The 25,433-nt window shown below is 61.9% G+C and carries 23 protein-coding genes; 15 read left to right on the top strand and 8 right to left on the bottom strand.

The features are described 5' to 3' along the window. Positions 1–24: 24 nt before the first annotated feature. On the top strand, positions 25–534 hold the full coding sequence (locus ACJ2A4_RS06870) for a hypothetical protein (protein ID WP_408872253.1): 510 nt from the start codon (positions 25–27) through the stop codon (positions 532–534). Here the strand turns inward: ACJ2A4_RS06870 and nth are convergent. Next, the gene (gene nth / locus ACJ2A4_RS06865; protein ID WP_408872252.1) at positions 531–1,229 is read right to left on the bottom strand and encodes an endonuclease III; all 699 of its coding nucleotides are present in this window, start codon (positions 1,227–1,229) and stop codon (positions 531–533) included. The genes ACJ2A4_RS06870 and nth overlap by 4 nt on opposite strands. A 181-nt stretch (positions 1,230–1,410) precedes the next feature. Between nth and ACJ2A4_RS06860 the strand changes: the two genes are divergently transcribed. Continuing rightward, a complete protein-coding gene (locus ACJ2A4_RS06860; RefSeq protein WP_408874119.1) occupies positions 1,411–3,228 on the top strand; it encodes an ABC transporter ATP-binding protein in 1,818 nt (605 codons plus the stop codon). Positions 3,229–3,346: 118 nt separating this feature from the next. Further along, positions 3,347–4,726, top strand: a complete 1,380-nt coding sequence (locus tag ACJ2A4_RS06855) for an amidohydrolase family protein (RefSeq protein ID WP_408872251.1) — start codon at positions 3,347–3,349, stop codon at positions 4,724–4,726. A 7-nt stretch (positions 4,727–4,733) separates the two neighbouring features. Here ACJ2A4_RS06855 and ACJ2A4_RS06850 read toward each other — a convergent pair whose 3' ends face one another. The 3 genes from ACJ2A4_RS06850 to rph form a co-directional block, all read right to left on the bottom strand. Beyond that, complete coding sequence (locus tag ACJ2A4_RS06850) at positions 4,734–5,957, bottom strand: cation:proton antiporter (protein WP_408872250.1); 1,224 nt, start codon at positions 5,955–5,957, stop codon at positions 4,734–4,736. A 170-nt stretch (positions 5,958–6,127) separates the two neighbouring features. Then, complete coding sequence (rdgB, locus tag ACJ2A4_RS06845) at positions 6,128–6,697, bottom strand: RdgB/HAM1 family non-canonical purine NTP pyrophosphatase (protein ID WP_408872249.1); 570 nt, start codon at positions 6,695–6,697, stop codon at positions 6,128–6,130. A gap of 28 nt (positions 6,698–6,725) precedes the next feature. Then, positions 6,726–7,448: a ribonuclease PH gene (rph, locus tag ACJ2A4_RS06840; RefSeq protein WP_408872248.1), complete on the bottom strand. Its 723-nt coding sequence runs from the start codon at positions 7,446–7,448 to the stop codon at positions 6,726–6,728. A gap of 82 nt (positions 7,449–7,530) precedes the next feature. On the opposite strand from rph, the gene hrcA reads away from it, so the two are divergent. The 9 genes from hrcA to ACJ2A4_RS06795 all read left to right on the top strand — a co-directional run bounded on the left by hrcA (position 7,531) and on the right by ACJ2A4_RS06795 (position 17,973). Beyond that, a complete protein-coding gene (hrcA, locus tag ACJ2A4_RS06835; protein WP_408872247.1) occupies positions 7,531–8,601 on the top strand; it encodes a heat-inducible transcriptional repressor HrcA in 1,071 nt (356 codons plus the stop codon). A 65-nt stretch (positions 8,602–8,666) separates the two neighbouring features. Beyond that, positions 8,667–9,551 carry an aldo/keto reductase gene (locus ACJ2A4_RS06830; protein WP_408872246.1) on the top strand — a complete coding sequence of 295 codons (885 nt, stop codon included), beginning with the start codon at positions 8,667–8,669 and terminating at the stop codon, positions 9,549–9,551. Positions 9,552–9,640: 89 nt separating this feature from the next. Then, complete coding sequence (locus tag ACJ2A4_RS06825; RefSeq protein WP_408872245.1) at positions 9,641–12,289, top strand: penicillin-binding protein 1A; 2,649 nt, start codon at positions 9,641–9,643, stop codon at positions 12,287–12,289. Between the two features lie 59 nt (positions 12,290–12,348). After that, positions 12,349–13,480 (top strand): peptide chain release factor 2 gene (prfB, locus tag ACJ2A4_RS06820; RefSeq protein ID WP_408872244.1). Its coding sequence is split into 2 segments (ribosomal slippage): positions 12,349–12,417 and positions 12,419–13,480, totalling 1,131 coding nucleotides; the frame shifts between segments, so codons are not numbered across the junction. A gap of 419 nt (positions 13,481–13,899) precedes the next feature. Continuing rightward, the gene (locus ACJ2A4_RS06815) at positions 13,900–14,568 is read left to right on the top strand and encodes an energy transducer TonB (protein ID WP_408872243.1); all 669 of its coding nucleotides are present in this window, start codon (positions 13,900–13,902) and stop codon (positions 14,566–14,568) included. A 137-nt stretch (positions 14,569–14,705) separates the two neighbouring features. Next, positions 14,706–15,791, top strand: coding sequence for a MotA/TolQ/ExbB proton channel family protein (locus ACJ2A4_RS06810; protein ID WP_408872242.1), 1,086 nt, complete (start codon positions 14,706–14,708; stop codon positions 15,789–15,791). A gap of 4 nt (positions 15,792–15,795) precedes the next feature. After that, complete coding sequence (locus ACJ2A4_RS06805) at positions 15,796–16,221, top strand: biopolymer transporter ExbD (protein WP_062446513.1); 426 nt, start codon at positions 15,796–15,798, stop codon at positions 16,219–16,221. A 72-nt stretch (positions 16,222–16,293) separates the two neighbouring features. Further along, positions 16,294–16,728: a biopolymer transporter ExbD gene (locus ACJ2A4_RS06800; RefSeq protein ID WP_062500935.1), complete on the top strand. Its 435-nt coding sequence runs from the start codon at positions 16,294–16,296 to the stop codon at positions 16,726–16,728. 3 nt (positions 16,729–16,731) lie between these two features. Continuing rightward, entirely contained in the window at positions 16,732–17,973 is a 1,242-nt protein-coding gene (locus tag ACJ2A4_RS06795; protein ID WP_253440161.1) for a tetratricopeptide repeat protein, read from the top strand. A 57-nt stretch (positions 17,974–18,030) separates the two neighbouring features. Here the strand turns inward: ACJ2A4_RS06795 and flgH are convergent, their stop codons facing one another. Beyond that, positions 18,031–18,777 carry a flagellar basal body L-ring protein FlgH gene (gene flgH, locus ACJ2A4_RS06790; protein WP_062507684.1) on the bottom strand — a complete coding sequence of 249 codons (747 nt, stop codon included), beginning with the start codon at positions 18,775–18,777 and terminating at the stop codon, positions 18,031–18,033. Between the two features lie 308 nt (positions 18,778–19,085). Here flgH and ACJ2A4_RS06785 point away from each other — a divergent pair, with 308 nt between their 5' ends. The 3 genes from ACJ2A4_RS06785 to ACJ2A4_RS06775 all read left to right on the top strand — a co-directional run bounded on the left by ACJ2A4_RS06785 (position 19,086) and on the right by ACJ2A4_RS06775 (position 21,655). Next, on the top strand, positions 19,086–20,000 hold the full coding sequence (locus ACJ2A4_RS06785; RefSeq protein ID WP_408872241.1) for an NAD-dependent epimerase/dehydratase family protein: 915 nt from the start codon (positions 19,086–19,088) through the stop codon (positions 19,998–20,000). A 141-nt stretch (positions 20,001–20,141) separates the two neighbouring features. Further along, positions 20,142–20,324, top strand: coding sequence for a DUF4089 domain-containing protein (locus ACJ2A4_RS06780; RefSeq protein WP_062500951.1), 183 nt, complete (start codon positions 20,142–20,144; stop codon positions 20,322–20,324). After that, on the top strand, positions 20,321–21,655 hold the full coding sequence (locus ACJ2A4_RS06775) for an AtzE family amidohydrolase (protein WP_408872240.1): 1,335 nt from the start codon (positions 20,321–20,323) through the stop codon (positions 21,653–21,655). Before ACJ2A4_RS06780 ends, ACJ2A4_RS06775 begins: the two co-directional genes overlap by 4 nt. 1 nt (position 21,656) lies before the next feature. On the opposite strand, the gene ACJ2A4_RS06770 is transcribed toward ACJ2A4_RS06775, so the two are convergent. Genes ACJ2A4_RS06770 through ACJ2A4_RS06760 form a run of 3 tightly spaced genes read right to left on the bottom strand, consistent with a single transcriptional unit; the run spans position 21,657 to position 25,388 of the window. Beyond that, positions 21,657–22,919, bottom strand: a complete 1,263-nt coding sequence (locus ACJ2A4_RS06770) for a cation:dicarboxylate symporter family transporter (RefSeq protein ID WP_408872239.1) — start codon at positions 22,917–22,919, stop codon at positions 21,657–21,659. Further along, positions 22,913–24,505: a gamma-glutamyltransferase family protein gene (locus ACJ2A4_RS06765; protein ID WP_408872238.1), complete on the bottom strand. Its 1,593-nt coding sequence runs from the start codon at positions 24,503–24,505 to the stop codon at positions 22,913–22,915. The genes ACJ2A4_RS06770 and ACJ2A4_RS06765 overlap by 7 nt, the downstream gene beginning before the upstream one ends. Positions 24,506–24,515: 10 nt before the next feature. Further along, a complete protein-coding gene (locus ACJ2A4_RS06760) occupies positions 24,516–25,388 on the bottom strand; it encodes a LysR family transcriptional regulator (protein WP_231490081.1) in 873 nt (290 codons plus the stop codon). Positions 25,389–25,433 lie beyond the last annotated feature (45 nt).

The raw sequence follows: 25,433 nt of genomic DNA, 5'->3' as shown, positions 1-25,433 counted from the left end.
CGCCGTACAAGGAGGTCCGCTATCGTGGCTTACAAACCCGCAACGGGCGTTCTGCTCGCGCTTGCACTGACGGCTGCCGTCCCGGCACAGGCCGCTCCCGCCGTGATCTGGGAAGGGCTGGCTCTGGGCATGAGCGTTCCGGAAGCAAAGCTCAGCCATCCGGAAATGATGGCGCTTCCCACGCCGGTGCCGCGGGCGGGTTTCGCGCGCTATGTGATGCAGGGGCCCTCGATCGGGTCGTGCCTGTCGAATGTGGATGTGAATTTTCTAGGTGGGCGTCTGGCTTCGGTGGAGGTCCATGCCCTGATGGATACGGATTCTGGCGATGTTCGCATCTGCGCCGAGGAATGGGGGCGCGCCGTCCGGCAGAAATATGGTCAGCCGCTGTTCGACGTGCGGACGCCCATGACGGAAAAGATTACCTGGAACGCCAATGGCTTTTCGGTGACGACGCATATGCGCGTGGTCAACACGATTGTGGTCTATTCCGTGTCCTATCAGGCGTCTCGCCGGACAGCAGCCCAGATCCTTTAGGTCGCAGCGGCTTTTCGTGCTGGCGGGGCCTGCATCCGCTTGTTGGGATAGAGGCACCATTTCGTTGCCGGGCAACGCCAGCATTCCGGTGCGCGTGCCTTGCAGACATAGCGTCCGTGCAGGATCAGCCAGTGATGTGCCGGGCGCAGCATGTCTTTCGGAATCCGCGCGACCAGCCCGTCCTCAACCTGTCGTACGGTTTTGCCCGGTGCCAGGCCGGTCCGGTTGCCGATGCGGAAGATATGCGTGTCCACCGCCATCGTATCCGCCCCGAAGGCGACATTCATCACGACATTCGCCGTCTTGCGTCCCACACCGGCCAGCGCTTCGAGCGAGGCGCGGTCGGATGGAACCTGTCCTCCGTGCCGTTCCAGCAACTGTTCGCATAGCAGCGCCACGTTATGCGCTTTTGCGCGCCACAGCCCGATGGTGCGGATATGCCGGGCAATGCCGTCCTCGCCGAGGGCGGCCATGGACGCCGGATCGGGCGCTTCCTCGAACAGGCCCTTCGTCGTCTTGTTGACGGATTTATCCGTGGCCTGGGCCGAAAGCACGACGCTCACCAGAAGTTCGAACGGATTGCGGAACACCAGTTCGCTCTCCGCGTTGGGGTTGGCCTCGGCCAGTGCGGTGATGAAGGCTTTCGCGGCTGCCTTGCTCATGGCCCGGCTTGCTGTTGCGGGGACATCGGTCATGACAGGCACTCCACTGGGATGTGTTACCGGGGTGTATTGCGGGGCTGTTGCGTCCGGTTGGGACAGACAGCAAGATACGGCAAAGTTCTGAAAATTCCATGCCATCACACCGTGGCCTGCCCTGCATCACACCGCAGGCAGACAGACGGCGGAGCGTTTTGTGTCCGATACCACTCTTCCCATGACCACCCAGCAGCAGGAGGGCCGCAAGCAGGACGTCTCCTTTACCGAGGTCCTGTCTTTCGTCTCCAGCCGCTGGCGGGATCATCCCCTTCTGCTGTCAAAGACCCTGGGTGGCGTCGGTCTTGCCACGCTGGCCGATGTCTGCACGCCCATTCTCGCGGGCCGTCTGGTGGACGATATTTCCCGCCATGCTGCCGGTCCTGCCGTTGCGCAGACGGCCGAGCTTCTGCATCTGCGGGACGACGCATTCCTCATGGTTGGGGGGCTGATTGTTCTGGGGCTGGTCGGACTGTTCGGGCGGCGTTCGTCCTTCATCGGGATTTCGCATCTCACGCTCGCCATCATGCACCGGATTGCCAATCAGGCTTTTGATCGGGTGCAGCGTTTTTCGACGGACTGGCATGCCAACAACTTTGCCGGCTCCACCGTTCGCAAGCTGACACGTGGCATCTGGGCGATCGATACGCTCGACGACACGCTGCTGCTTCTGATCGCGCCGGAAGTGCTGGTTCTGGGCGGCACGACGGCCGTTCTGATGTTCCGCTCGCCACTTATGGGTTCGGTGCTGGCCGTCTCGGTCGTGCTGTTTGCCTGGCTTTCCATCACCCTGACCCTGCGTTACGTCGCGCCCACCGCCCGTGCCTCCAATGAGTGGGATACGAAAATGGGTGCTGCGATGGCGGATGCCGTAACCTGCAACCCCGTCGTCAAGGCGTTCGGTGCGGAAGACCGCGAAGACGAGCGGCTCGACAGCATCATCCATGGCTGGCGTCAGCGCACCCTGAAAACCTGGATCCGCGGCACCAACAGCGCCAATCTTCAGGCTCTATCGTCGCTCGCCATGCGGATGCTGCTGATCGGTCTCGCCGTCTGGCTGTGGTGGGACGGTAAGGCGGGACCAGGTGACGTGGCTTATGTGTTGACGATGATGTTCCTCGTGCAGGGCTATCTGCGCGATCTGGGCCAGCAGGTCAGCCAGGTGCAGCGTTCGGTCAACGAAATGGAAGAGCTGGTGGCGATTTTCCGCCGTGAGCCTGCCATCCGGGATGCTCCTGATGCCGCGGAGGCTCACTTCTCGCAGGGGGCCATCCACTTCGAGCATGTGGACTTCCAGTATCCCGGACAGGACAAGCCGCTTTACCACGATCTGACGATCGACATCGCGCCGGGCTCCCGCGTGGCGCTTGTCGGGCCGAGCGGATCGGGCAAGACGACCCTGACCAAGCTGCTTCAGCGCCTTTATGACGTGAATGGCGGGCGGATCGTGGTGGACGGGCAGGACATTGCCCATGTGACGCAGGACTCCCTGCGCTCGCACATCGCCATCGTTCCGCAGGAGCCGGTCCTGTTCCATCGGACGCTTGCGGAAAACATCGCCTATGCGCGCCCTGATGCCAGCCGTGCCGAGATCGAAGAAGCCGCCCGCTTTGCCAATGCGGCGCCGTTCATCGAGCGTCTGCCGGAAGGTTACGAAACCATGGTCGGTGAGCGGGGCGTGAAGCTCTCGGGTGGTGAGCGACAGCGTGTTGCCATCGCCCGCGCTTTTCTGGCCGATGCGCCGATCCTGATCTTCGACGAAGCGACGTCCAGCCTTGATTCCGAATTTGAAGCTCTCGTGCAGGACGCCATGCGCCGTCTCATGCAGGACCGGACCGTGATCGTCGTGGCCCATCGTCTTTCGACCGTCATGGAGTTGGACCGCATCCTTGTCTTCAACCGGGGCGAGCTGAAGGAAGACGGAACCCATGCCGAACTGATCGAGCGGGAGAGGGGCATTTATCGCCGGCTGTTCGAACTTCAGTCGCTGGACGTCTGAACGGGGAGGGAAAGGGTGCGTTTTTGCATCCTTTCAGGTCTGGCTGCGTTTCTCCGTTCATGGACCCTTCCGCCCGGACCACAGGATGCCCGACGGGAGCCACACAGGAGACCGCTGCATGACCATCCGTTCCGCCTTCGCCGCCCTGCTGCTTGCAACGCCTGCCGCCCTGTATGTCGGGAGTGCAATGGCTGAACCGGTGGCGTTCGAACATGCGCGGCTGATCGACGGGACGGGCGCCCTGGCCCAGCCGGATGCCACAGTGGTCGTTGATAACGGTACCATCATCTCCGTGGGGATCCCCGCACCGGCCGATGCCCGTCATGTGGACCTGACGGGCAAGACGCTCATGCCCGCCCTTATCAGCGATCACAGCCATGTCGGGCTTGTGAAGGGTACGGGAGCCAGCCGCGATAACTACACCCGCGCCAACATTCTTGCGGCCCTGAAGCAGTATTCCGATTACGGCGTTCTGACCGTCACGGCGCTGGGTCTGAACCGCTCCCCGCTTTTTGACACGCTGCGTCAGGAACAGCATGACGGTCGCAATCCGGGTGCGGATCTGTACGGTGTGGACCAGGGGATTGGCGCGCCTGACGGTGTGCCTCCGGCCGCCATGGTCAATGGCATTGGTCCCGATCAGGTCTTCCGTCCCACTTCGCCCGAAGAGGCCCGCAAGGACGTGGACCAGATGATCGCAGAGCATACGGATCTGGTGAAGCTCTGGGTGGATGATTTCCGCAACGACGTGCCCGACGGCAAGACCTATCCGATGCTACCACCGGCCATCTATCAGGCTGCCATCGACGAGGCGCACCAGCATGGCACGCGGGTTGCCGTGCATATTCATGATCTGGCCGTTGCCAAGGCCATCGTGGCCTCAAAGGCCGATATTCTCGCTCATGGCGTCCGGGACCAGCCGGTCGATCATGATCTGATCGCTGCGATGCTCCGTCAGGGCACATGGTACATTGCGACACTGGATCTGGACGAGGCGAACTATCTTTATGCCGAACAGCCCGAACTGCTTTCCAACCCATTCGTGCTGGCGGGGATGGATCCGGCCCTGCGCCGTCAGTTTACGGACCCGAAATGGCGCGCCGAGACGATGGCCAAGCCTCTGAGCAAGGCCTCGCATTACGCGCTGTCCGTTAATCAGAAGAACCTTGCTGTCCTGTATCGTGCCGGTGTGAAGGTCGGTTTTGGTACCGATTCCGGAGCTGCTCCGACACGCATCCCCGGCTTTGCCGAGCATCGTGAGCTTTACCTGACGGTGCAGGCGGGACTGTCGCCTGTGCAGGCGATCAGTCTGGCGACGGGCAATGCCGCGGCTCTGCTAGACCTGTCCGATCGTGGTGTGATCGCGCCGGGTCGCCGGGCTGATCTTCTGGTTGTGAACGGCAATGCCGATGAAAATATTGGTGCCGTGGATCAGATCGATCAGGTCTGGCAGCGGGGTGCGCTTGTCAGCCACGGCCCCGTGCGTTCGAAGAACTGAGGAAGGGTTATCCGGCGATCTGGGGACGGGAACGCCCTGACACCAGCCGGAACATCGGGCCTGTCAGGGTCGTGGAAATCACGGCCAGAACCATGAGGGATGCGAAGGCGAATTCCGAAATCATGCCATGGGCATGCAGGATGGTTGCTGCCACGATTTCCATTAGCCCCTTGCATTGCAACAGCGAGCCGATCCCCAGAGCCTGCCGGTGCGTCAGGCCCGGCGCAGGCGGGAAGATCCAGACGGCCAGGATCTTCGTGACAATGGCGATCACGACCAGCAGGAGCGAGGCGATGACCGACGGCCAGGTCAGCGCATCGCCGTCAATCCGAAGGCCGCTATGGCCGAAGAACATGGGGGCCAGCCAGATCAGCGAGAACGTACCCACGGTTTCGACCGGCAGGCGGCGCACCCAGCGTGGCGGCATGAGCGCGCCCGCGAAGTAGGCCCCAATTAGCTCATGCAGTCCCAGTTCATGGCTCGCCCAGGACCCGGCGGCGAGATAGGCCGGGACGGCCGCCCAGATCACCCAGATCGGCGGGTTTTTCAGGTTCCGCGTGGCCCAGCTGCTGAGAAAGGCCATACCGATCAGCAGCAGGACGGCCAGCCCCTCAAAGCCGGTCCAGCCATGCAGGGCGTCAGGTCCGCGTGCCGCAAACTGCAGGATGGCCAGCCCGATCCAGAGCGCGGCATCGTCCACAACCGCGAGCTTCAAGGCGAGCTGTCCGACGGGGCGATAGACAGGCTCCAGTTCGCGCACGATCCCGATCAGAACTGGCAGGGCACTGACGGAAATGCACAGCCCGATCGACATGGCGCCGATCCAGCCATTGCCATGGGGCGCCTGCCAGCCATGCAGCGGCAGGAAGAACAGCTTGACCAGAATGGTGCCGATGACGAATGGAATCCCCAGCGCCACCAGTACGCCGCATAGAAGGCGGCCCAGCGTCGGGGAGGGCAGGTTTGCGGCTTCGGGAGAATGGGTCGGGTTCTGCCACATTTCCAGTCCGGCGGTGAAGGCCAGCACCAGAACAGCCAGCCAACCGATATAATCGCCGTAAAGCGAGGGAATGCCGATGGTCGAGGCGGGAAAATGCAGGACCGCAAGAAGAATGCCGACCAGAATGGACAGGATGGCAATCGGAATGGAGCGTCTGAGCAGCTGCCACAGTCCCCATGGGATAAGGACAAATATAAATGCATCCGCCAACAGTGCTGTCACATTCCCCATGATGATCCCTTTTTTGTTTCTGGTCCGATCAGGGTAACATGAATCACAGAATTTGCGGTGATTTTTTGTTACTACGTATTTTATAAATCTATGTTTGTGATTTTTTGATCCAGAAATTCCAGAAAAAATAAACCCGGATTTTCCTCTTTGAAAAACCGGGTCTGTTCCATTCAGGCTTCAATAAAGTCCTTCAGAAACTGCTCCAGCGCCCGTCCGCGATGACTGACGGCATTTTTCTCCGCTTCCGATATTTCCGCGAACGTCCGGCTTTCGCCTTCGGGCACAAACATCGGGTCATAACCATGTCCATGATCGCCCCGTGGCGGCCAGACGACCGTGCCGTGACATTCGCCCTGAACGGTCTGGGTCTCGCCATCCGGCCAGGCCAGACACAGCGCTGCGACGAAGAACGCCCGGTGATCCGGGTTATCGCCCATCTCCCGGTGCACGCGCTCCATTGCAACCTGCATGTCTTTTGTCGGCCCACCCCAGCGCGCGGAATAAACGCCCGGACGGTTGTCCAGCGCTGAAACGCAGAACCCGGAATCATCGGACAGCGCGGGCAGTCCGGAGGCCCGGGCTGCGGCCAGAGCCTTGATGGCGGCATTGCCGGTAAAGGTCTCTTCCGTTTCTTCCGGCTCGGCCAGATCCAGTTCTGCGGCCGAGAGCACGATGATGCCGCTCCTGGCCAGCAGGGTGGAGAATTCGCGAAGCTTGCCGGCATTGTGGCTGGCAAGCACGATCTTTGAACCGGGGAAAGTTTACGCATCATGCAGTCTCCAGCGCCTTGTTCTGGGCTTCGAACAGCCGTGCCGTGCCGAGCTTCGCCAGCCGCAGGAGTTCGAAGAATTCGCTTTCCTGAAACGGCTTGTCCTCGGCCGTCCCTTGGATTTCGATGATGCCACCATCTGCCGTCAGAACGAAATTCGTATCGGCCTGTGCGCTGCTGTCCTCGATGTAATCCAGATCCAGCACGGCACCGGCATCCGTCAGCCCGCAGGAGACAGCCGCGACCTGCGCTGTCAGAGCCTGCGACCGCTTGGCTTTTTTGAGCGCCAGAGAGAGCGCGACCCAAGCGCCTGTAATAGAGGCGCAGCGCGTGCCGCCATCCGCATTCAGCACGTCGCAATTGAGCGTGATGGTCCGCTCACCGATTTTTTTCAGATCCACGCAGGCCCGCAGCGAACGCGCGATCAGGCGCTGGATTTCCTGTGTGCGACCGGACTGTTTGCCCTTGGCGGCCTCGCGCTGGCCCCGGCTGTGCGTGGCGCGCGGGAGCATCCCGTATTCCGCCGTGATCCAGCCCTGTCCCTTGTTGCGCAGGAAGGGCGGCACGCGGTCTTCGATCGTGGCCGTGCACAGGACTTCCGTCCCGCCGACGCGGATGAGGGCCGAACCTTCGGCATGGCGGGCAAAACCCGTCTCGATGGAAACAATGCGGTTTTCGTCCGGCGTACGTCCTGAAGGACGCTTGCCTGCGGTGTCAGTCATGTAAAAAAGATCCTGTGGTCGAATATGTCCCGCCTCTACCGCGTTTGACGCGAAGGCATCCAGCCCCGACAGTTGGTTTACCATGATGCGACCACAGCCTCCCCTGTTCCGCCCCTCCATCCCGATGCCCCACGGTCTGGGAGATCGTGAAGCTGCGATCCTGCGGGAAATCGTCGAGGAATATGTTGAAACCGGCGAACCCATCGGCAGCCAGACCCTGGCCCAGCGCCTGCAGCCCAGCCTGTCCCCGGCCACCATCCGCAATGTCATGGCGGAACTGGCCCGCGCCGGACTGCTGTTCAGTCCGCATGTTTCGGCCGGACGGCTGCCAACTGAAAAGGGCGTGCGCCTGTTTGTGGACGGGTTGCTCCAGTTCAGTTCCCTGACCGAGGAGGATCGTGCCAGCATCGACAGCCGTCTCGATATCCATGGACGGTCCTATCAGGACATTCTTTCCGAAGCGTCCTCCCTGCTGTCGGGGCTGTCTTCGGCCGCCGGATTGGTGCTCGCGCCGAAATCGGATGCGACCCTCAAGCATATCGAGTTCGTGGCGCTGGGTCCGGGGCGGGTGCTGGTTATTCTCGTGGGTTCGGACGGGCAGGTGGAGAACCGCATCATCGAAACGCCGCCCGGTGTTCCGCCCTCGGCGCTGGTCGAAGCCGGGAACTACCTCAATTCCCGTCTCGGGGAGCTGACGCTGGGCAATCTGCGCGAACGGGTGCGGACGGAGATGGATGCCAGCCGTCATGAGCTGGACGCCCTGACTGCCAGCGTCATTGAAAGCGGCCTTGCGACATGGGATGCGGATGGGGGGACGCTGTTCGTGAAAGGGCAGGGGAAGCTGCTGGCCGACATTACCGAGATCGAACGCCTGACCACCATCCGGATGCTGTTCGACCATCTGGAGACGCAGGAGACCATGCTCCAGCTTCTGCAACTGGCCGATGCGTCCGAGGGTGTGCGGATCTATATCGGGCGCGAAAGCGGCATGTTCGGCATGTCGGGCGTGTCCATGATCGTGGCCCCGGCCCGCAACGAGGCCCAGAAGATCGTAGGCGCCATCGGCGTGATCGGCCCGACCCGCCTGAATTACGGGCGGATCGTGCCGGTTGTGGACTACACCGCGCGGATGGTCGGGCGCCTGCTGGGCTGAAGTTTTCGGCAACCCTGACCCGCCCGGACTGTTGAACAGGGACCACGGAACATAGGAACCTGCTCATGTCTGGACCCGACGCCCGCAAATCCGGCACTTTTCTGATCGGTGGAGACCTCAAGGTCCACCGCCTCGGTTTTGGAGCCATGCGCATCACCGGCAAAGGGATCTGGGGTGAGCCGCCCGATCATGAGCAGGCTGTCCGAACGCTGGAAAGTCTGGAAAAATTCGGTATCGACTTTGTTGATACGGCGGATTCCTACGGGCCGTTCGTCTCGGAAAACCTGATCCGCGAAGTGCTGTACCCCTATAAGGGCATGGTTATCGCTACCAAGGGCGGGCTGACGCGCCATGGTCCCGATATCTGGAAGCCGGTCGGCAATCCCGACTATCTGCGCCAGTGCGTCCTGATGTCCATGCGGCGTCTGGGTGTGGACCGGATTGATCTGTGGCAGCTTCACCGCATCGGCCCTGACTGTCCGGCCGAAAAGCAGTTCGAAGCCATCGCGAAGTTCCGCGAGGAGGGCCTGATCCGGCATGTCGGCCTGTCGCAAGTGACCGTAGCCGAGATCGAAAAGGCCAGAAAGTATTTCCCGGTCTCGACCGTGCAGAACCGGTTCAACCTCGTGGACCGCTCCTCCGAGGACGTGCTGGATTACTGCACGAAGGAAAATATCGGCTTCATGCCCTGGGCGCCTCTTGCCGCCGGGGATCTTGCCAAACCCGGCACCTCGATGGACCGGATCGCCCATCACCACCATGCCGATGCCGGACAGATTGCACTGGCCTGGCTGTTGAAACGTTCGCCGGTCATGCTCCCCATTCCGGGCACCGGAAGCCCCGAACATCTGGCCTCCAACGTGCGTGCAGCGTCCCTGCATCTCAACGATGAAGAATTTGCCGAACTTGACCGTCAGGGCCATGATACATGGAAAGCGTCGCAGCGCTGAATATGAGGTTTCAAGGTGGCGTCTTTGCCACGAAATGACCCTTTCAGACGGGGGCGACGGCGGATACGGAACAATGCTATGCAGGCCGCATGACGCGACGTTCCTTCCGTTCCCGTAATCCTCAGGGCTCTGGCAATCCACAGGGCCCGGGCGCCACGCCTCCACGTCCTCCGCGCTTCCGCCGCTATCGGCAGTCGCTGGCGATCATTGCCGGCGTGGGGCTGGTGGGGGTCGCCGGGGCTGGCATTCTGAGCTGGACGACCTATACCAAGCTCGTGGCGGATCTGCCGAGCGTGGACAGTCTGCGCGCCTATAAGCCGCCGACCGTCAGCCGCATCTATGCTTCCGACGACCGGCTGATGGCCGAACTGGCAAACGAGCGCCGGATTTTCGTGCCGATCAATGCGATCCCCGAGCGAGTGAAGAACGCCTTCATTGCCACGGAAGACCATAATTTCTACACGCATGGCGGTGTGGATTTCATGGCGATTGGCCGTGCGGGGCTGACGGATATCTTTGCGCGTCATGGTCGTCGTCCGCTGGGAGCCTCGACCATTACCCAGCAGGTCGCGAAGGTCATGCTGCTCAACAGCAATGTCCTGAGCTTCGACCGCAAGATCAAGGAAGCCCTGCTCGCCCTGAAAATGGAGCAGGTGCTGTCCAAGGACAAGATTCTCGAAATCTACCTGAATGGCATCTATCTCGGGAACGGCGCCTATGGTGTCGCCGCGGCCGCCCAGAGCTATTTCAACAAGCCGCTCGATCAGCTTGATGATGCCGAGGCTGCCTCACTGGCTGCGCTTCCCAAGTCGCCCACGAACTACAATCCGTTCCTGCATCCGCAGGCCGCGATGGCGCGCCGTAACCTTGTGCTTGATCTGATGGTCGAGACCGGCGTGCTGACACGCGAGCAGGCCGATCAGGAAAAGCAGGAGCCATTGGTCCCGCAGCAGAAGCAGCGTTTCGGGCCTCTGCCGGATTCCGAGTGGTTCGGCGAGGAAGTCCGCCGCCAGCTCATCGCACAGTACGGGCAGGAGCGGGCGGCGCAGGGCGGACTGGAAGTCCATACCAGTCTCGACCAGAGTCTTCAGGTCACCGAGACGCGCCTTCTGCATGAAGGTCTGATGAATTACGACCGGGTCCATAGCGGCTGGCGGGGGCCATTGCGCAACCTGCCGGATATTCAGGATGACGGCTGGGAAAGCGCTCTCGATCATATCACGCCGCCCGGCGGTATGCTGCGTGAGTGGCGTCTGGCGGTCGTGCTGCCTGGCGGTACGTATGTGGGCTGGATCGAGGAAGGGACGGCCCGAAAGGGTACGCTTCTTGCGACGGATATTGCCTGGGCGCGTCGGATGCATCCGCTCCGGGCCGGTGACGTCATCATGATCGAACCGCAGGAAAGCGGCTCCGCAGCCCTGCGCCAGATCCCGCAGGTTGAAGGCGCTGCTGTCACGCTGGACGTCCATACGGGCCGTGTTCTGGCGATGGTGGGCGGCTGGTCGTTCCATGAAAGCCAGTTCAACCGTGTGACGCAGGCGCTGCGTCAGCCGGGGTCGTCCTTCAAGCCGTTCGTCTATCTGGCCGCGATGGAACAGGGCATTTCCCCCTCCGAACGGTTCGATGATTCGCCCGTCTCCTATGGCGATTGGCACCCCCAAAACTACGAGCACGACAACTGGGGCCCCACGACGCTGCACGATGCGCTGCGTGAAAGCCGCAACCTTGTGACGATCCGCGTCGCCGCCCATCTCGGCATGAAAGCCGTGGCCGATACAGCGATCCGTGCCGGACTGGTCGCCCAGATGCCGCATGTGTTGCCTGCGGCCCTTGGTGCGGTCGAGACGACTGTCATGCGCGAGGCTGCGGCCTATGCCACGATCGCCAATGGCGGGCATATCGTCACACCGACCCTTGTGGATGACATTCAGGACCGCTCCGGCAGTGTTCTGTGGCAGGCAGGCGGACTGAAACTTGGCACCATCATGCAAGCACCACCCAGCGAACAGCCTGCTGTGGATGATGGCACGACTCCTCCGGCTCCTGAAGCACCGCCGCCTGCCGCACCTGCTGCTCCAGCCACTCCCGTGCCCGGCAGCGTGTCCGTCCCGGCTCTGACAGACATACGTCCGACCCTTGCAAGCGAGCAGAGCACGTTCCAGATCGTCAAGATGATGCAGGACGTGATTGCCCGCGGTACCGGTCGTATGGCCGGGGTGGGGATTGACCGTCCTGTCGCGGGCAAGACCGGTACCAGCCAGGATTTCCATGACGCGTGGTTTGCCGGCTTCTCGCCTGATATCGTCACGGTCGTCTGGGTCGGTTTCGACACGCCTCAGACACTGGGTCGCAATTCGGATGGTGGCCGCGTTGCCGGACCGATCTGGAACAAGATCATGAAGGTCGCGCTCGCCAGCCGTCCGAAGCTGGATTTCCGGGTTCCGGACGGCATCACGCTGGCCAGCTACAACACAGGTCGCATTTCCGCGGTCGATGGGTTCAAGACCGATCAGGTCCCGGGTGCCTCCGTGGCGCTGCATGGCTTCGGTGCAGGTACGGAAGCCCTGACCGCTGCCGATACCGGAGCCGATGCCGTAATTTCGGACTCCGAAAGCGACATGGCCCAGACACCTGGCCAGTCCGGAAGCGCTTCGGGCAACAGCGGTCCTGCAACGCCGGGACAGGCCCAGAAACCTGCTCCGTCCGATGGTGACATCGGCGTGGGCGGCCTATACTAAGACGCACCAGAACAGACCGAATGGGGCGGTGTGAAACCGCCCTTTCAGTGGAGGACATTATGTCGGCCGAAACCGAGGCCCTTTCAGAACAGATCAAGCAGTCGGTGGCACTGCTGAGGAGGCATCTTTGACTGGGATGTCGCAACAACACGCCTCGCGGAACTGAACCACCGCGTTGAAGATCCCGATCTGTGGAATGATGCGGATGCCGCCCAGAAGCTGATGCGCGAGCGGACAACGCTGGCCAACCAGATCGAAGGCGTCCAGCAGATCGAAGCCGAGGTCGAAAGCACGCTCGAACTCGTCGAACTGGCGGAAATGGAAGGAGACGACAGTCTCGTCCAGGATGCCGTCCAAACCCTGCGGGGGATCGCCGAAGACGTCCACAAGCGTGAAATCGAAAGCCTGCTCTCGGGCGAAGCGGACAGCAATGACTGTTACGTCGAGGTGAATGCGGGTGCGGGTGGTACGGAAGCCCAGGACTGGGCCGAGATGCTCCTGCGCATGTACACGCGCTGGGCCGAGCAGCATGGCTACAAGGTCACCTTCATCGAAGGCAGCGAAGGCGAACAGGCCGGCATCAAATCCGCCACCATCCAGGTGAGCGGCCCCAATGCCTATGGCTGGCTCAAGACCGAGGCCGGCGTTCATCGTCTCGTCCGGATCTCGCCGTTTGATGCGGCAGCCCGTCGCCAGACATCGTTCGCGTCTGTGTGGGTCTATCCGGTCGTGGATGATTCGATCGAGATCGACATCAACGATTCGGATCTGCGTGTGGATACGTTCCGGGCGTCCGGTGCAGGTGGTCAGCACGTCAACAAGACGGATTCGGCCATTCGTATCACCCATGTTCCCACAGGGATCGTGGTGGCCTGTCAGACGGATCGTTCGCAGCACCGCAACCGTGCCAAAGCCATGGAAATGCTGCGTGCGCGGATGTACGAGGCCGAGCTCCAGAAGCGCGAGGCCGCGGCGGCACAGACCGAGGCCTCCAAGACCGATATCGGCTGGGGACACCAGATCCGCTCCTACGTCCTGGCGCCGTATCAGCTGGTCAAGGATCTGCGGACCGGTGTGGAAAAGGGGAACCCGGGGACCGTGCTCGATGGCGCTCTGGACGACTTCATGTCGGCTTCTCTGGCGCAAAGCGTGGGTGCCACCCGTTCGGAGGCCAGCGCTACGGCCCAGTAAGGACAGTCATCGCACTGCTCCCGATGATGTGCGGGAGCAGGTTGCATCCTGACCGAAACGGATTCGCTAGGGCGCCGGAACAGTTCTCTGTTCCGGCGCCTTTTTCTTAAATCTGTCACGGTACCATATCGTGAAATTGCGCTATGGTGATTTCCAGCGACATTTTCGTTTGGATGAAGTCATCCAGAACCAAAGATTATGTCGTCAATATGAAAAAATCGTTTCGATAAAGGCAATAACCGGCTTGACAGCATGGCGGTTAGACTGCCCAATCAGCATATCGGGTATGTCCTTACGGCATATGAAGGATTTCATGTGTTCGCAGTGAGGGGCCCCGATGGAAACACAGAAATCGGGGGCACCGCACCCGGCAGATGTGGATCAACGCCGGTGTCAGTGAGGGGTAAGAAGGTTTCGACATGAAGAGCTACGCCGCACAGCAGCGCAAGCCGACAGACTACATTGTCGCGATCGTCGTGGCCGTGCTGGCTATGGGCGCCGTGATCTATGCGCTCATGAGCGGTGCTGTGAGCAAGCTGGTCCAGGAAAAGCCGCCTATCAAGACGGAAGTCATCAAGGAACAGCCCAAGCCACCGCCGCCACCACCGCCGCCGCCGCCGCCGCAGATGGAACAGCCGCCACCGCCGTACATTCCGCCGCCGAAGATCAGCGTTCCGCCGCCGCCGAAAGCGGTCCAGCGGGTTACGCACACCAAGCCGCCGCATCCGGTGCCGCCCAGCCCGACCCCGTCGCCAGAGCCCGTTCCGGCTCCGCCGCAGGGACCGCCAGCTAACGCAGTTCCAGATCATTCGGCTGGTGCACGACCGATCAACGGTGCGCAGCCGCAATATCCGGATGAAGCCATGGAAGAAAACCGCGAAGGTCACGTGACCGCATCGTGTGACATTCTTCCGAGCGGCAAGACGGCAAACTGTACCATTGTGAGTTCAAGCGGTGGTCACGAGTTCGTGGAAAGTGCACTCGACTTCCTTCGTCGAGCCCGTTACCAGCCTGCCGTCGTGAACGGTGCCCCGGTAACAGAGCCTCACCACGTGCTGCACATCGACTTCACGATGGGTGACGACTGATCTTTCGACTACCGTCAAATAGAATTGTCCTGTCAGGGTCTCCAAACCTGGCAGGGCTCAGAAAAGGGCCGGTCTCCATATGGCCGACAACCCAGCAAGCTCCGAAAACGGGCATCTCTAACGAGGATATGGAGTTCATGACCAGACTGTTCCGCCTTCCTGCCCTTGCCGTTCCGACGAAGGCGCGTGCCGTCCGGGCCAGCGCACTGGCTCTGACGCTGGCCCTGGCTTCCGGTGCCGTTGCACCGGCTGTCGCTTTCGCCCAGCCGGCTCCGGCTGACCAGAGCGCTCCTGCAGCGGCTCCGGTGGATCCTTCTTCCAGCCCGGCTACCCCGACGACCTCCGCCGATCCGGCCGGCGCCCCGGCTGCTTCCGCTCCGAATGACGCTGGCGCACCTGCCGGCGCTCCGGCCGACAGTGCTGCTCCTGCCGATCAGTCTCCCGCCGCAGCCGCAACGCCGGGCGAGAGCGCAACCGCAACGCCGGAAGCACCTGCTCCGCAGGGCAACCCGTACGGCCTCGGCGCCCTGTGGGCCAATGGTGATGCGATTGCTCGTGGCGTTCTGATCATCATGGTGATCATGTCCGCTGGTACCTGGATCATCATGGTCATGAAGTTCCTGGAACAGGGCCGCGTCTTCGCAGCGTCCAAGGAAGCTGCTCGTGAGTTCTGGACCAAGCCGTCCGTTCACGATGGTGCTGCTGCGCTGAAGCCGTCTTCGCCGTTCCGTTACATCGCCGAGACGGGCATCGTGGCTGCCGAGCACCACGAAGGCTCCATGCGTGACTCGATCGACCTGCCGTCCTGGACCGAAATGTCCATCTCGCGCTCGGTCGACACCATCAACACCCGTATGCAGGGCGGTCTCGCCTTCCTCGGTACGGTGGGTTCCACGTCGCCGTTCGTCGGTCTGTTCGGTACGGTCTGGGGTATCTATCACGCCCTGACGGCCATCGGTATTTCCGGTCAGGCCTCCATCGACAAGGTCGCTGGTCCGGTTGGTGAGTCCCTCATCATGACGGCCATCGGTCTCGCCACCGCTGTTCCGGCCGTGCTGGGTTACAACCTGCTCGTCCGCCGTAACAAGGGTGCCATGGATCGCGTCCGCAACTTCGCTGCCGACATCCAGTCCGTCCTGATCGGCGGTTTCCGTCACGGTGTTGCTCCGGCCGAGGGCGGCATGGCTGTCCCGACCACCATCACCACCAGCGAGCGGATCTGATACCATGGGAATGAACGTCGGAGGAGGCGGCGGTGACGACGAGGTGGTGTCGGCAATCAACACCACCCCCCTCGTCGACGTCATGCTGGTGCTGCTGATCATCTTTCTGATCACCATCCCCGTCGCCACACATACGGTGAAGGTCAAGCTGCCGGTTGATGCCAATCAGCCGACACAGACCAAGCCGGGCAACGTTGTCCTGGCCGTGAATGCAAACGGTCAGGTGTTCTGGGACACGACACTTGTCCCGAACCACACCGAACTGCTGAACCGCCTCGTCGAGGCGGCCAAGCAGAAGCCGCAGCCGCAGATCCAGATCCGCGGTGACCAGGCTGCCAAGTATCTGGCAGTCGGCCAGGTGGTTGCAACCTGCCAGGAAGCAGGGATCGCCCACGTGGACTTCATTACCGAGCAGCCTCACTCGAACTGAGGTCGTGTCGGGCCGTTTTGAACGAAGCGGCCCGTTCCTGCTTTCACGTCACCCTTTTGGAGAACCGCCGTCATGGGCATGAGCGTCGGATCTGACAGCACGCACGAAGACGAAGGCATTGTCGATATCAACACCACGCCGTTGATCGACGTGATGCTGGTGCTGCTGATCATGCTGATCATCACCATCCCGCTTCAGACACACTCGGTGGCGATCGATCTGCCTCAGGGCAATCCTCCCCCATCGACCGAACAACCCAAGCTTGTGACCGTCAGCATCGGCTACGACAACAGCATTTCCTGGAACAACGAGCCGATCACGTCCGAGGCCTCTCTTCAGGCCCATTTCGAAGCTGCCGCAGCAATGCCGGACCAGCCTGAAATGCATATCCATCCCGATCGTCTTGCCGACTACAAGACGGTGGCCCATGTTATGGCGGATGCACAGCGTCTCGGCATGACCAAGCTTGGAATTGTCGGTCTGGATCAGTTCATGGAAGGACAGTAATTCGTGTCTTTGTCCCTTTACCGCCGTCTGAGCGCCCGTAACCTTCTGCTGGCCGGTGTCTTCGGTATCGCCGCGCTTGCCGGCTCCGCCCATGCTGACGATGTCCTCGGCCAGGCCGTTGGCAAGGATCTGCAGCAGGCCCAGAGCGCCCTGGCATCCAAGAACTATGCCAAGGCAATGGAAGCCGTCGACGCCGCAGACGCGGTCAAGGGCAAGACCGATTACGAAGCCTACACCACGGCCCAGATGCGCGCGGCCATCGCCGCGCAGTCCGGCAACACGGATGCTGCGATCAAGGCCTATGATGTCCTGATCAACAGCTCCCGTACGCCGAAGGCTGCCAAGGGCCAGATGCTGATGGCGCAGGCCACGATGGCCTATAGCGCCAAGCAGTACGCCCGCGCCATTCCGGCGACCGAGCGTTATCTGAAGGAATACGGCGCCGACCCGCGCATGCAGACGATGCTGATCCAGTGCTACTATCTGCAGCAGGACTGGAAAGGTACGGCCAAGGCCGCGCAGGAACAGGTCGATGCCACGATCAAGGCTGGCAAGGTTCCGGCTGAAAACCAGCTTCAGATGTTGGCCACGGCCTATACAAACCTGAAGGACGCGGATGCCAAGACGCATGCCTATGTCCTGCTGGCCAAGTATTATTCCAAGCCTGATTACTGGTCGATGCTGATCCACGATCTGGTGGCAAACCCGAACCTTTCGCCGCCGCTCGTTTTTTACGTCGAGCGTCTGCGTCTGGCGACCGGTGTGCTCAAGGATCCGTCCGACTATCAGGATATGGGTGAGCGCGCCGTCCAGATGGGTCTGCCTCAGTTGGCGCTTAATCTGCTGAACCAGGGCTATGCCAATCACTCGCTCGGCAATGGTCCGACCGCAGCGGCTGACGCGAAGTTCCATGCCTTTGTGGCCCAGCAGGCTGCAACGAACCGGAGCCAGCTTGCCTCTGCCGTGACGCAGGCGGCGTCTGCTCCGAATGCGGGTCCGGCTCTGACCGCTGGTTACAATCAGGTGCTGAACGGGCAGGTTGATGCCGGTCTGGCTCTGATGAAGACGGGCCTGGGCAAGAACCCGCGTTACCCGGATCTGGCGCAGGTCGAGTACGGCATGGCGCAGATGGATGGTGGCCAGAAGGCCGAAGCCATCAAGACGTTCTCTTCCGTGCAGGGCAATGGCCCGGCCAAGGATGTTGCCGAACTCTGGTCGCTGCTGCTGTCGCGTCCAGCGAAATAAGGCATTCGTCTTAAAGAAGCGTGGAAAAGCCGGGGTTCTGCCCCGGCTTTTTTGTGTTCAGAATGGCAGGATCGCGTCCATGACCTGCTGGCCATAGCGGGGGGTCTGAAGCTGCGTGAGCGTTCCACGGCCGCCATAGGAAATCCGGGCTTCCGCCATGCGGTCATGCGTCACGGTATTGTCCGCCGTGATGTCCTGTGGACGCACGATGCCGCTGACGCCCAGTTCCCGCAATTCACTGTTCACCCGCACTTCCTGTTTGCCCATCACGACAAAATTGCCGTTCGGCAGAACCTGGGTGATGGTTCCTGCCAGACGCAGGGTTACGGTTTCGTTGCGGGTGATCTTGCCGGTCGCACCGGAATCACTGCTGCTGGCCGTGTTCAGACTGTCCGCGCCTGTGATCGAACTGATGACCTTGCCCTTGATGCCAAACAGATTGGGAATGCCGAATTTCTCGTCCGCGGTCCGGTCAGCAGTCGTGCCGTTGTTGAAGGCGGCGTTATCCGTGATGTCCACGATGATCGTGACGAGGTCACCAACCTGCGATGCGCGTTGATCCTTGAAGAAAGCCTTGCTGCCGGAGCGCCAGAGACTTGCGGCCTCGTCAGGAGGAGCCTGCAGGGGCGGCATCGGCATGGTGACGGGGCGATAGGAGTTCGCCCGCGTCGGGTCCGTGATCGATGTCATGCGGGGTGGCCGGCCGATCTCGGACATCTGCGCGAGGGAATTGCAGGCTGACAGGACCGGCAGAAGGCCGAGCAGCCCCAGAGTGCGAGCAGAATGTCGAAAAGCGTGCCGCATGGGAAAGGTGAAATCCGTCTGTTCCGTGTGATCCCAAGCAAACACGAGAGCGGTAAAAAACCTGTTAAGACGCCGCCGGTACAGTGCATTGGCAAGACTCGGACGAGTTCCTGTTGTCGGTGGCAGGCCCCTCGTCTGAGCGGCCCGGTTCCTGCTGCGCCCTTGCCCTGTCGGGAGATGTGGCCGAAAACAGCATGGCGTGGGCTGACATTTCGGCCAGCCCGGGCCCATCCTGCCGGGAGACTGCCCCATGCCAACCGTTTCTGCCTCTTCCACTGCGGACAGGTTTTCCGCTTCCCGGTCCTGAGATGGGACTCCGGATTCTGCTGACAGGCGGGCAGGGGTTTGTCGGCCAGCACCTCAAGGCCCGGCTTCAGGACCGTATTCCCGGGCATGTCCTGCTGGAAGACCCGATGGACATCCGCGACCGGGCTGCGGTCGAGCGTTTCGTGCGGAATGAAAAGCCGGATACCTGCCTGCATCTGGCTGCTGTTTCCTCGGTCGCGCGTGCAAAGACGGAAAGCGCTGATGCCTGGACAGTAAATCTGGACGGGACGCTCATCCTGGCCGAGACCTTCGAGACCCATGTGCCTCAGGCGAGCTTCGTCTTCGTCTCAACGGCTGAAATCTACGGGGCCAGCTTTTCTTCCGGCCAGCCCCTCGACGAATCTGCTGTAATCGCACCGGTCAATGCCTATGCCTCCAGCAAAGCGGCGGCCGATCTGGCGATCGGTAATCTGAGCCGGGAAGGGCTGCATGGCCTGCGCCTGCGCTCCTTTACCCAGGCGGGAACGGGGCAGGATGAAGACGCTATTTTGCCGTTCCTTGCCGCTCAGGTCGCCCGGATCGAAGCCGGACAGCAGGCGCCGACTATCAGAGTGGGCCATCCCGACGCGGGCTTCGATGTTACCGATGTGCGCGACGCCTGTGACGCCTATATCAATGCGCTAGCTCTTCCCCAGCCCCTGCCGAACGGAACCGCTCTGAACATCTGTTCCGGCGTGACCCGGACGGTCCGTTCCATGGCCATTGATCTTCTGGACGTGGCTGGCGTTTCGGCGACCATTGAGGTTGATGCAAACATTCCCTGTCCGTCCGGCCTGCCTTCCATGCGGGGTAATCCGGCCGCCGCCCGGCAGGCGCTGGACTGGCGTCCGCAGATCCCCTGGCATGAGACGCTGGTGAGTGTGCTCAATGACTGGCGTTACCGGATCAAACCCTGAAAATACCGGTCCGCCATCGTCTGATGCTGGACAGTCCGCGAGCAGGCCGTCATTTTCTTTGTGGCCTCCTGTGAATGTCATCGCACCGGCGGACGGGACAGGATTATGGTCAGCAAGGCAGAACCGGAAACCGGAGTTCGTATGACGACAGACCCCCATGACAGCGAAATTACGGTACTCGCCGCTGCGAACGGCCTGACCATTCCGTCCGAATTCCATGCCGGGGTGCGGAGCAATCTTGAACTCCTGCGCAGCTATGGCGCGCTGATCGAAGGGCTGGAACTGCCCGACCGTCTCGAACCTGCTTTCCGGTACGAACCATGAGTGGCCTTGAACAGCGCACGGTTGCGCTTGCCGCCAGCGTCCGCAAGGGCGAGCGCTCCGCACGCGATCTGGCCGTGAAGGCTCTGGCCGATATCGAAAGCCGGGACGGGAGCTATCACTGTGTCACGCGCCTGCTAATGCAGCGTGCCCTTGAAGCTGCCGAGAGGGTGGACCGTCTCGTGCTTCAGGGCCGCGATCCCGGACCGCTTGCGGGTGTGCCGTTTGGCATCAAGGATCTGTTCGATGTCCGCGGCGAAGTCACGACCGCTGGCTCTAAAGTCCTCGCCAACGATCCGCCTGCCACGCAGGATGCCGTTGTGGTTGCGCACATGATCGCGGCCGGAGCCATTCCCATCGCCCTGACGAACATGGACGAATTCGCTTACGGATTCGCCACGATCAACGCCCATTACGGCAACACCCGCAATCCGCATGCTCCCGAGCGTCTGGCCGGTGGATCGTCAGGCGGTTCGGCGGCGGGCGTAGCTGCTCGGATGTTTTCCCTCGGTCTTGGCTCCGACACGAATGGTTCCATCCGCGTGCCGGCATCGCTCTGTGGTGTGTGGGGTCTGCGGGCGACGCAGGGTCGGTTGTCCGTCGAGGGCAGCTACCCGTTCGTGCCGAGCCTCGATACGGTCGGCCCTTTCGCCGATAGTGCGGGCGGACTGAAAGTCTGTTTTGAAGCGCTCTGTGCCAGACCGCTGGCGGAAGTCGATGTCAGCAGCCTGCGCATTGCCCGGCTTGGCGGCTGGTTCGGCGAGAACATGTCGGCGCCGATGCAGACCGCGATCGATACGCTGTCCATGGCGCTGGGAGCCACGGATGTTGTGGAGATCCCCGAAGTGGCGCGTGCGCGGGCTGCGGCGTTTGTCATCAGCGCGTCCGAAGGGGCGGGGCAGCATCTCGGACGTCTGCGCACTCAGGCTGGCGAATATGATCCTGCTGTCCGGGACCGTCTGCTGGCCGGGGCTCTTCTGCCGTCCACACTGATCTTTCAGGCCCATCGCCTGCGGCACTGGTTCCGTGACCGGATGCATGAGGCATTTGCGAAGACGGACATTCTGCTGGCCCCTGCACTGGTCGGCGAAGCGCCGCGTTTTGATCAGCCGGAAATCGAAATCGGCGGCAAGATGGTCTCTGCCCGCGCCAATCTGGGTCTTTACACGCAGCCGCTGACGCTGGCGGGCTTTCCGGTCCTGACCGTGCCGATGAAGGTTCCGGGACTGCCGCTCGGTGCGCAGCTGATTGCGCGTCCGGGGCGTGAAGACCAGCTTTTTGCTTTGGCTGAAAAGCTGGAAACGGATGGACTGGCGGAAGCCCGTCTGATCTGACTTAGGACCGCTCCAGCGCCTCGGCCATTTTTGTGTGGTCGAGGCGCTTTTCCCAGGCTGCAATCAGAACCGGGGCCACGCAGTTGCCTGCGAAATTGCCTACCGCCCGCGCGATCCCCGCGAACCAGTCCACGGCTAGAAGCATCACCAGACTTGCGGGCGGAATGGACGGCACGCTCGCCAGCGTTGCCGCCAGAATGACGATCGCAAAGCCCGGAATTCCGTGCGCCCCCTTGGACGTGATCAGTGCCGTTACGAGCAAGGTTGCGATCTGCCAGACTGTCAGATGCGTTCCGGTAGCGTTGGCCAGAAAGATGACCGCCAGTCCCAGATAGATCGACAGCGCGTCCAGATTGAGTGAATACCCGGCCGGGACTACGATCCCCACGACCTGACGTTCCACCCCGAGTTCCTCAAGCTTGGTCATCAGGCTGGGCAGAACCGCGTCCGATGCCGTGGTTGTGGCGACGATCAGCAGTTCTTCACGGAAATAACGCGCAAACCGCAAAGGACTGACGCCGGCAAGCCGCAGGCCCCCGCCCAACGCAACAATGATAAAGAGGCCCACCAGCAGGAAATACAGCGCCGTAAATCCGGCCAGATGCCCGATGGTCTCCAGTCCGTAACGCGCCGTTGTCGTCACCATCGCGCCGAACACGCCCAGAGGGGCGACACGGATAATGATGCCCATCATGCGCGAAAACAGTTCGGAGATGCTTTCGATCAGCCGGACCAGAGGTGCGCCGCGCTCTCCCATGCCGCTCAGGCAGCATCCGGCAAAAATCGCGAAGACCAGGATTTGGAGGACGTTCCCCTGTGCGAAGGCTTCCGCAGGGGTGCGCGGCACGAGCGAAAGCAGAAATCCGCTGATGCCCCCGGCCCGCAGGTTCTGTGCATGGTCGCCATAGGACGCGATCATTCGCATATCTTCGGCACTCGGTACGAACCCGACGCCTCGACCGATGCCAAGCCCCATCGCCACCAGAACTGCCACGCCGAGCGCGAGCGTCGTCATGATCTCGAAATAGAGCAGGGCCTGTCCACCCAGTCGCCCGACCGTTTTCAGCGATCCGGCCCCGAGGATTCCGAGCGTTACGATACAGAACAGCAGCGGGCCGACCGCCATGATGATGAGGCGCATGAACAGCGCCGTCATCCATCCCACATCATCCGCAAGGGCCGGGAAGAACAGTCCGGCGCCAAGTCCGAGAACCGTCGCCAGAACGACCTGCGCGAACAGGTTTCCGGCCAGAGCTCTCACCATGCGGCAACGGCTCCGTCACTGCGCGGATCAGTGGCACCTTCGAGCCTTCCGTTTTCATGGCGGATCAGCGCGCCGGAGTGACCCATGATGATGGATTGCGTGGGCAAAGCCTCGACCGTATGCCCGGCTGCTTCAAGCTGCGACATGACGCCCGGACTGAAGCCCGGTTCCACCTTGAGCGACAGGCTCTCATCCCCCCAGGTCCGCCCGAGTAGCCAGCGCGGGCGGCAGATGGCTTCCTGAAGCGGTACCCCATAGCGGACGTGACGGCTGAAGATCGCAGCCTGTGTCTGGGGCTGACCTTCGCCGCCCATGGTGCCATAGACCATTGTGCGCCCGTCCCGCAGTCGGGCCGCAGCGGGATTAAGTATATGAAACGGTTTGGCCCCCGGTCGCAGGATGTTCCAGCCCGAATGGGCCAGACGGAAGGATGATCCGCGATTCTGCCAGAACAGCCCGCTCTGCGGCAGCATCACGCCGGAGCCGAACTCGAAATACAGGCTCTGGATCATGCTGACCGCCACGCCGTTGCGGTCGATCGCCCCCATCCATGTCGTGTCGCCCCATTGGGTCTGCTCCGTCCAGGGCAGGGCATGGGTCATGGAAATGCGGGACGCCATCGCCTCCAGCCGTGCCGGATCGGCCAGCAGGGCCCGGGCCCGGGATTCCGAATGTTCGCTGCCATCCGTATAACGGTTGCGGTAGAGGAACGCCTGCTTGGTCGCTTCGACCAGACCATGCACATGCGCAAAACTTTCCGGCCCGTCCGCACGGCTCAGATGGTCCGACAGGGCCAGGATCAGAAGCGAGGCCACGCCCTGCGTGGGAGGGGCGGTATTATAAAGGAAACCGTCGCTGGTCTGGACATGCAACGGTTCCTTGACTTCCGCCCGATGCGCCAGAAGATCCAGAGACCGGACCGGACTGCCTGCCGCGGCAAGATCGGCGGCCAGACTACGCGCCAGCGGCCCGTTATAGAAACTGCGTAGTCCGTCCCGGTTCAGCATTCTCAGCGTCTGGGCCAGTTCGGGCGATTTGCGGATACTGCCCGCTGTCCAGGGTTTGCCTTCTGGGAAACAGATGCGCGCCAGCGTCGGATCCGACATGAGTTCCGGCTGTTTCTGCGCCAGAAGGGCCGCCTCGCTCTCTGATACGACGCGCCCGTGTTCTGCATAAAAGATGGCGTCCCGCAGAAGCCGGTCCAACGGGAGGGGATCGCGGATGTCGCTGCTCAGTTCCAGCGCCTTCTCCCAGCCCGAGACCGTCCCGGCCACCGTATTGGCCGCAAGTCCGCCACGCCAAGGAATGACGTTATGCCCAGCCTCGGCATACACCGCATGATCCGCGCCCATCGCCAACGCGCCGCAGGCGTCAATGGCCACAGTCCGTCCGTCAGGATAGCAGATCAGCCAGAACGCATCGCCGCCCAGCCCCGTCATGTGCGGATAGACGACTGCCAGCGTGGAGGCCGTGGCCACGATCGCCTCGATCGCCGTGCCACCCTCGCGCAGGACGTCCAGACCTGCCTGACTGGCCAGATGATGCGGAGACGTTACCATTCCGCCAAGAGCATTGGGTGTCAGCATGGCGGCGTCCTCAGAGGGGCATGAGATCGGGTTGCAGGCGCGGAATATGGGCGCAGAGCGTCCGGATCAGCAGTTCTTCCGGCCCCTGTGCTACCTGATGGCGGGTGGACGCAATGAACTCGACCTGCGGCATTTCCGGCAGTAGGCCTGCTGTGCAATGAGAGAGGTGCTCCACGTTGCGCAGGAATGCCGGCTGCGGGGTTACGCCATATCCGGCGCGCACAGCCGCCAGAAGCGCGCCGAGACTGCCGCTGGTAAAGGCCAGATGCCAGGCACGCCCGGCCTTGTTGAGCGTTTCGATTGCCAGACGTCGCGTGACGCTGCCATCGGGAAACGTCACGAGCGGAATGGACTGCTCCGCCGGAAACTCCGTCCCTGCGGGCGCATACCAGCGCATGTCCTCAGTCCATAGCTTCTGTCCGCGTGTCTCCGTCGTGCGCCGCATCCCGCACCAGACGTCCAGCTCTCCCTGTTCCAGAAGCTGCGCAAGATAGGCCGACAGACCGACTGTCATGGTGATCTGAAGCGAGGGGTGAGACGCGCGGAATGTCCCCAGGATTTCGGGAAATCGCGTCAGAAGCAGGTCTTCCGTTACGCCCAGACGGATCGTCCCCCGGGGAGCCTCCTGCCGGAAACGGGACAGGATGCTGTCCTCACACTGAAGAAGCTGCCGTGCCAGACCGATCAGTGCCATGCCGTCCTCGGTCAGGCGCACACTCTTGGTGCTCCGGGCCAGAAGGCGCGTTCCAAGCTGTTCCTCCAGCCGGCTGACATGCTGGCTGATCGTGGACTGGCTTACCCCCTGGCTCTGCGCGGCCGACGTGAAATGCAGCGTTTCCGCGACTGCGAGAAAGGATTGCAGATGGAACGGGTCGAGATGCATCTGATCTTTCATCCCGATATGTGGGACCATATTTATTGGCAGGTC

Source organism: Gluconobacter roseus (assembly GCF_046058915.1).
GTDB classification, from domain to species: Bacteria; Pseudomonadota; Alphaproteobacteria; order Acetobacterales; family Acetobacteraceae; genus Gluconobacter; species Gluconobacter roseus_A.
This window is presented reverse-complemented; position numbering and strand designations above follow the sequence as displayed.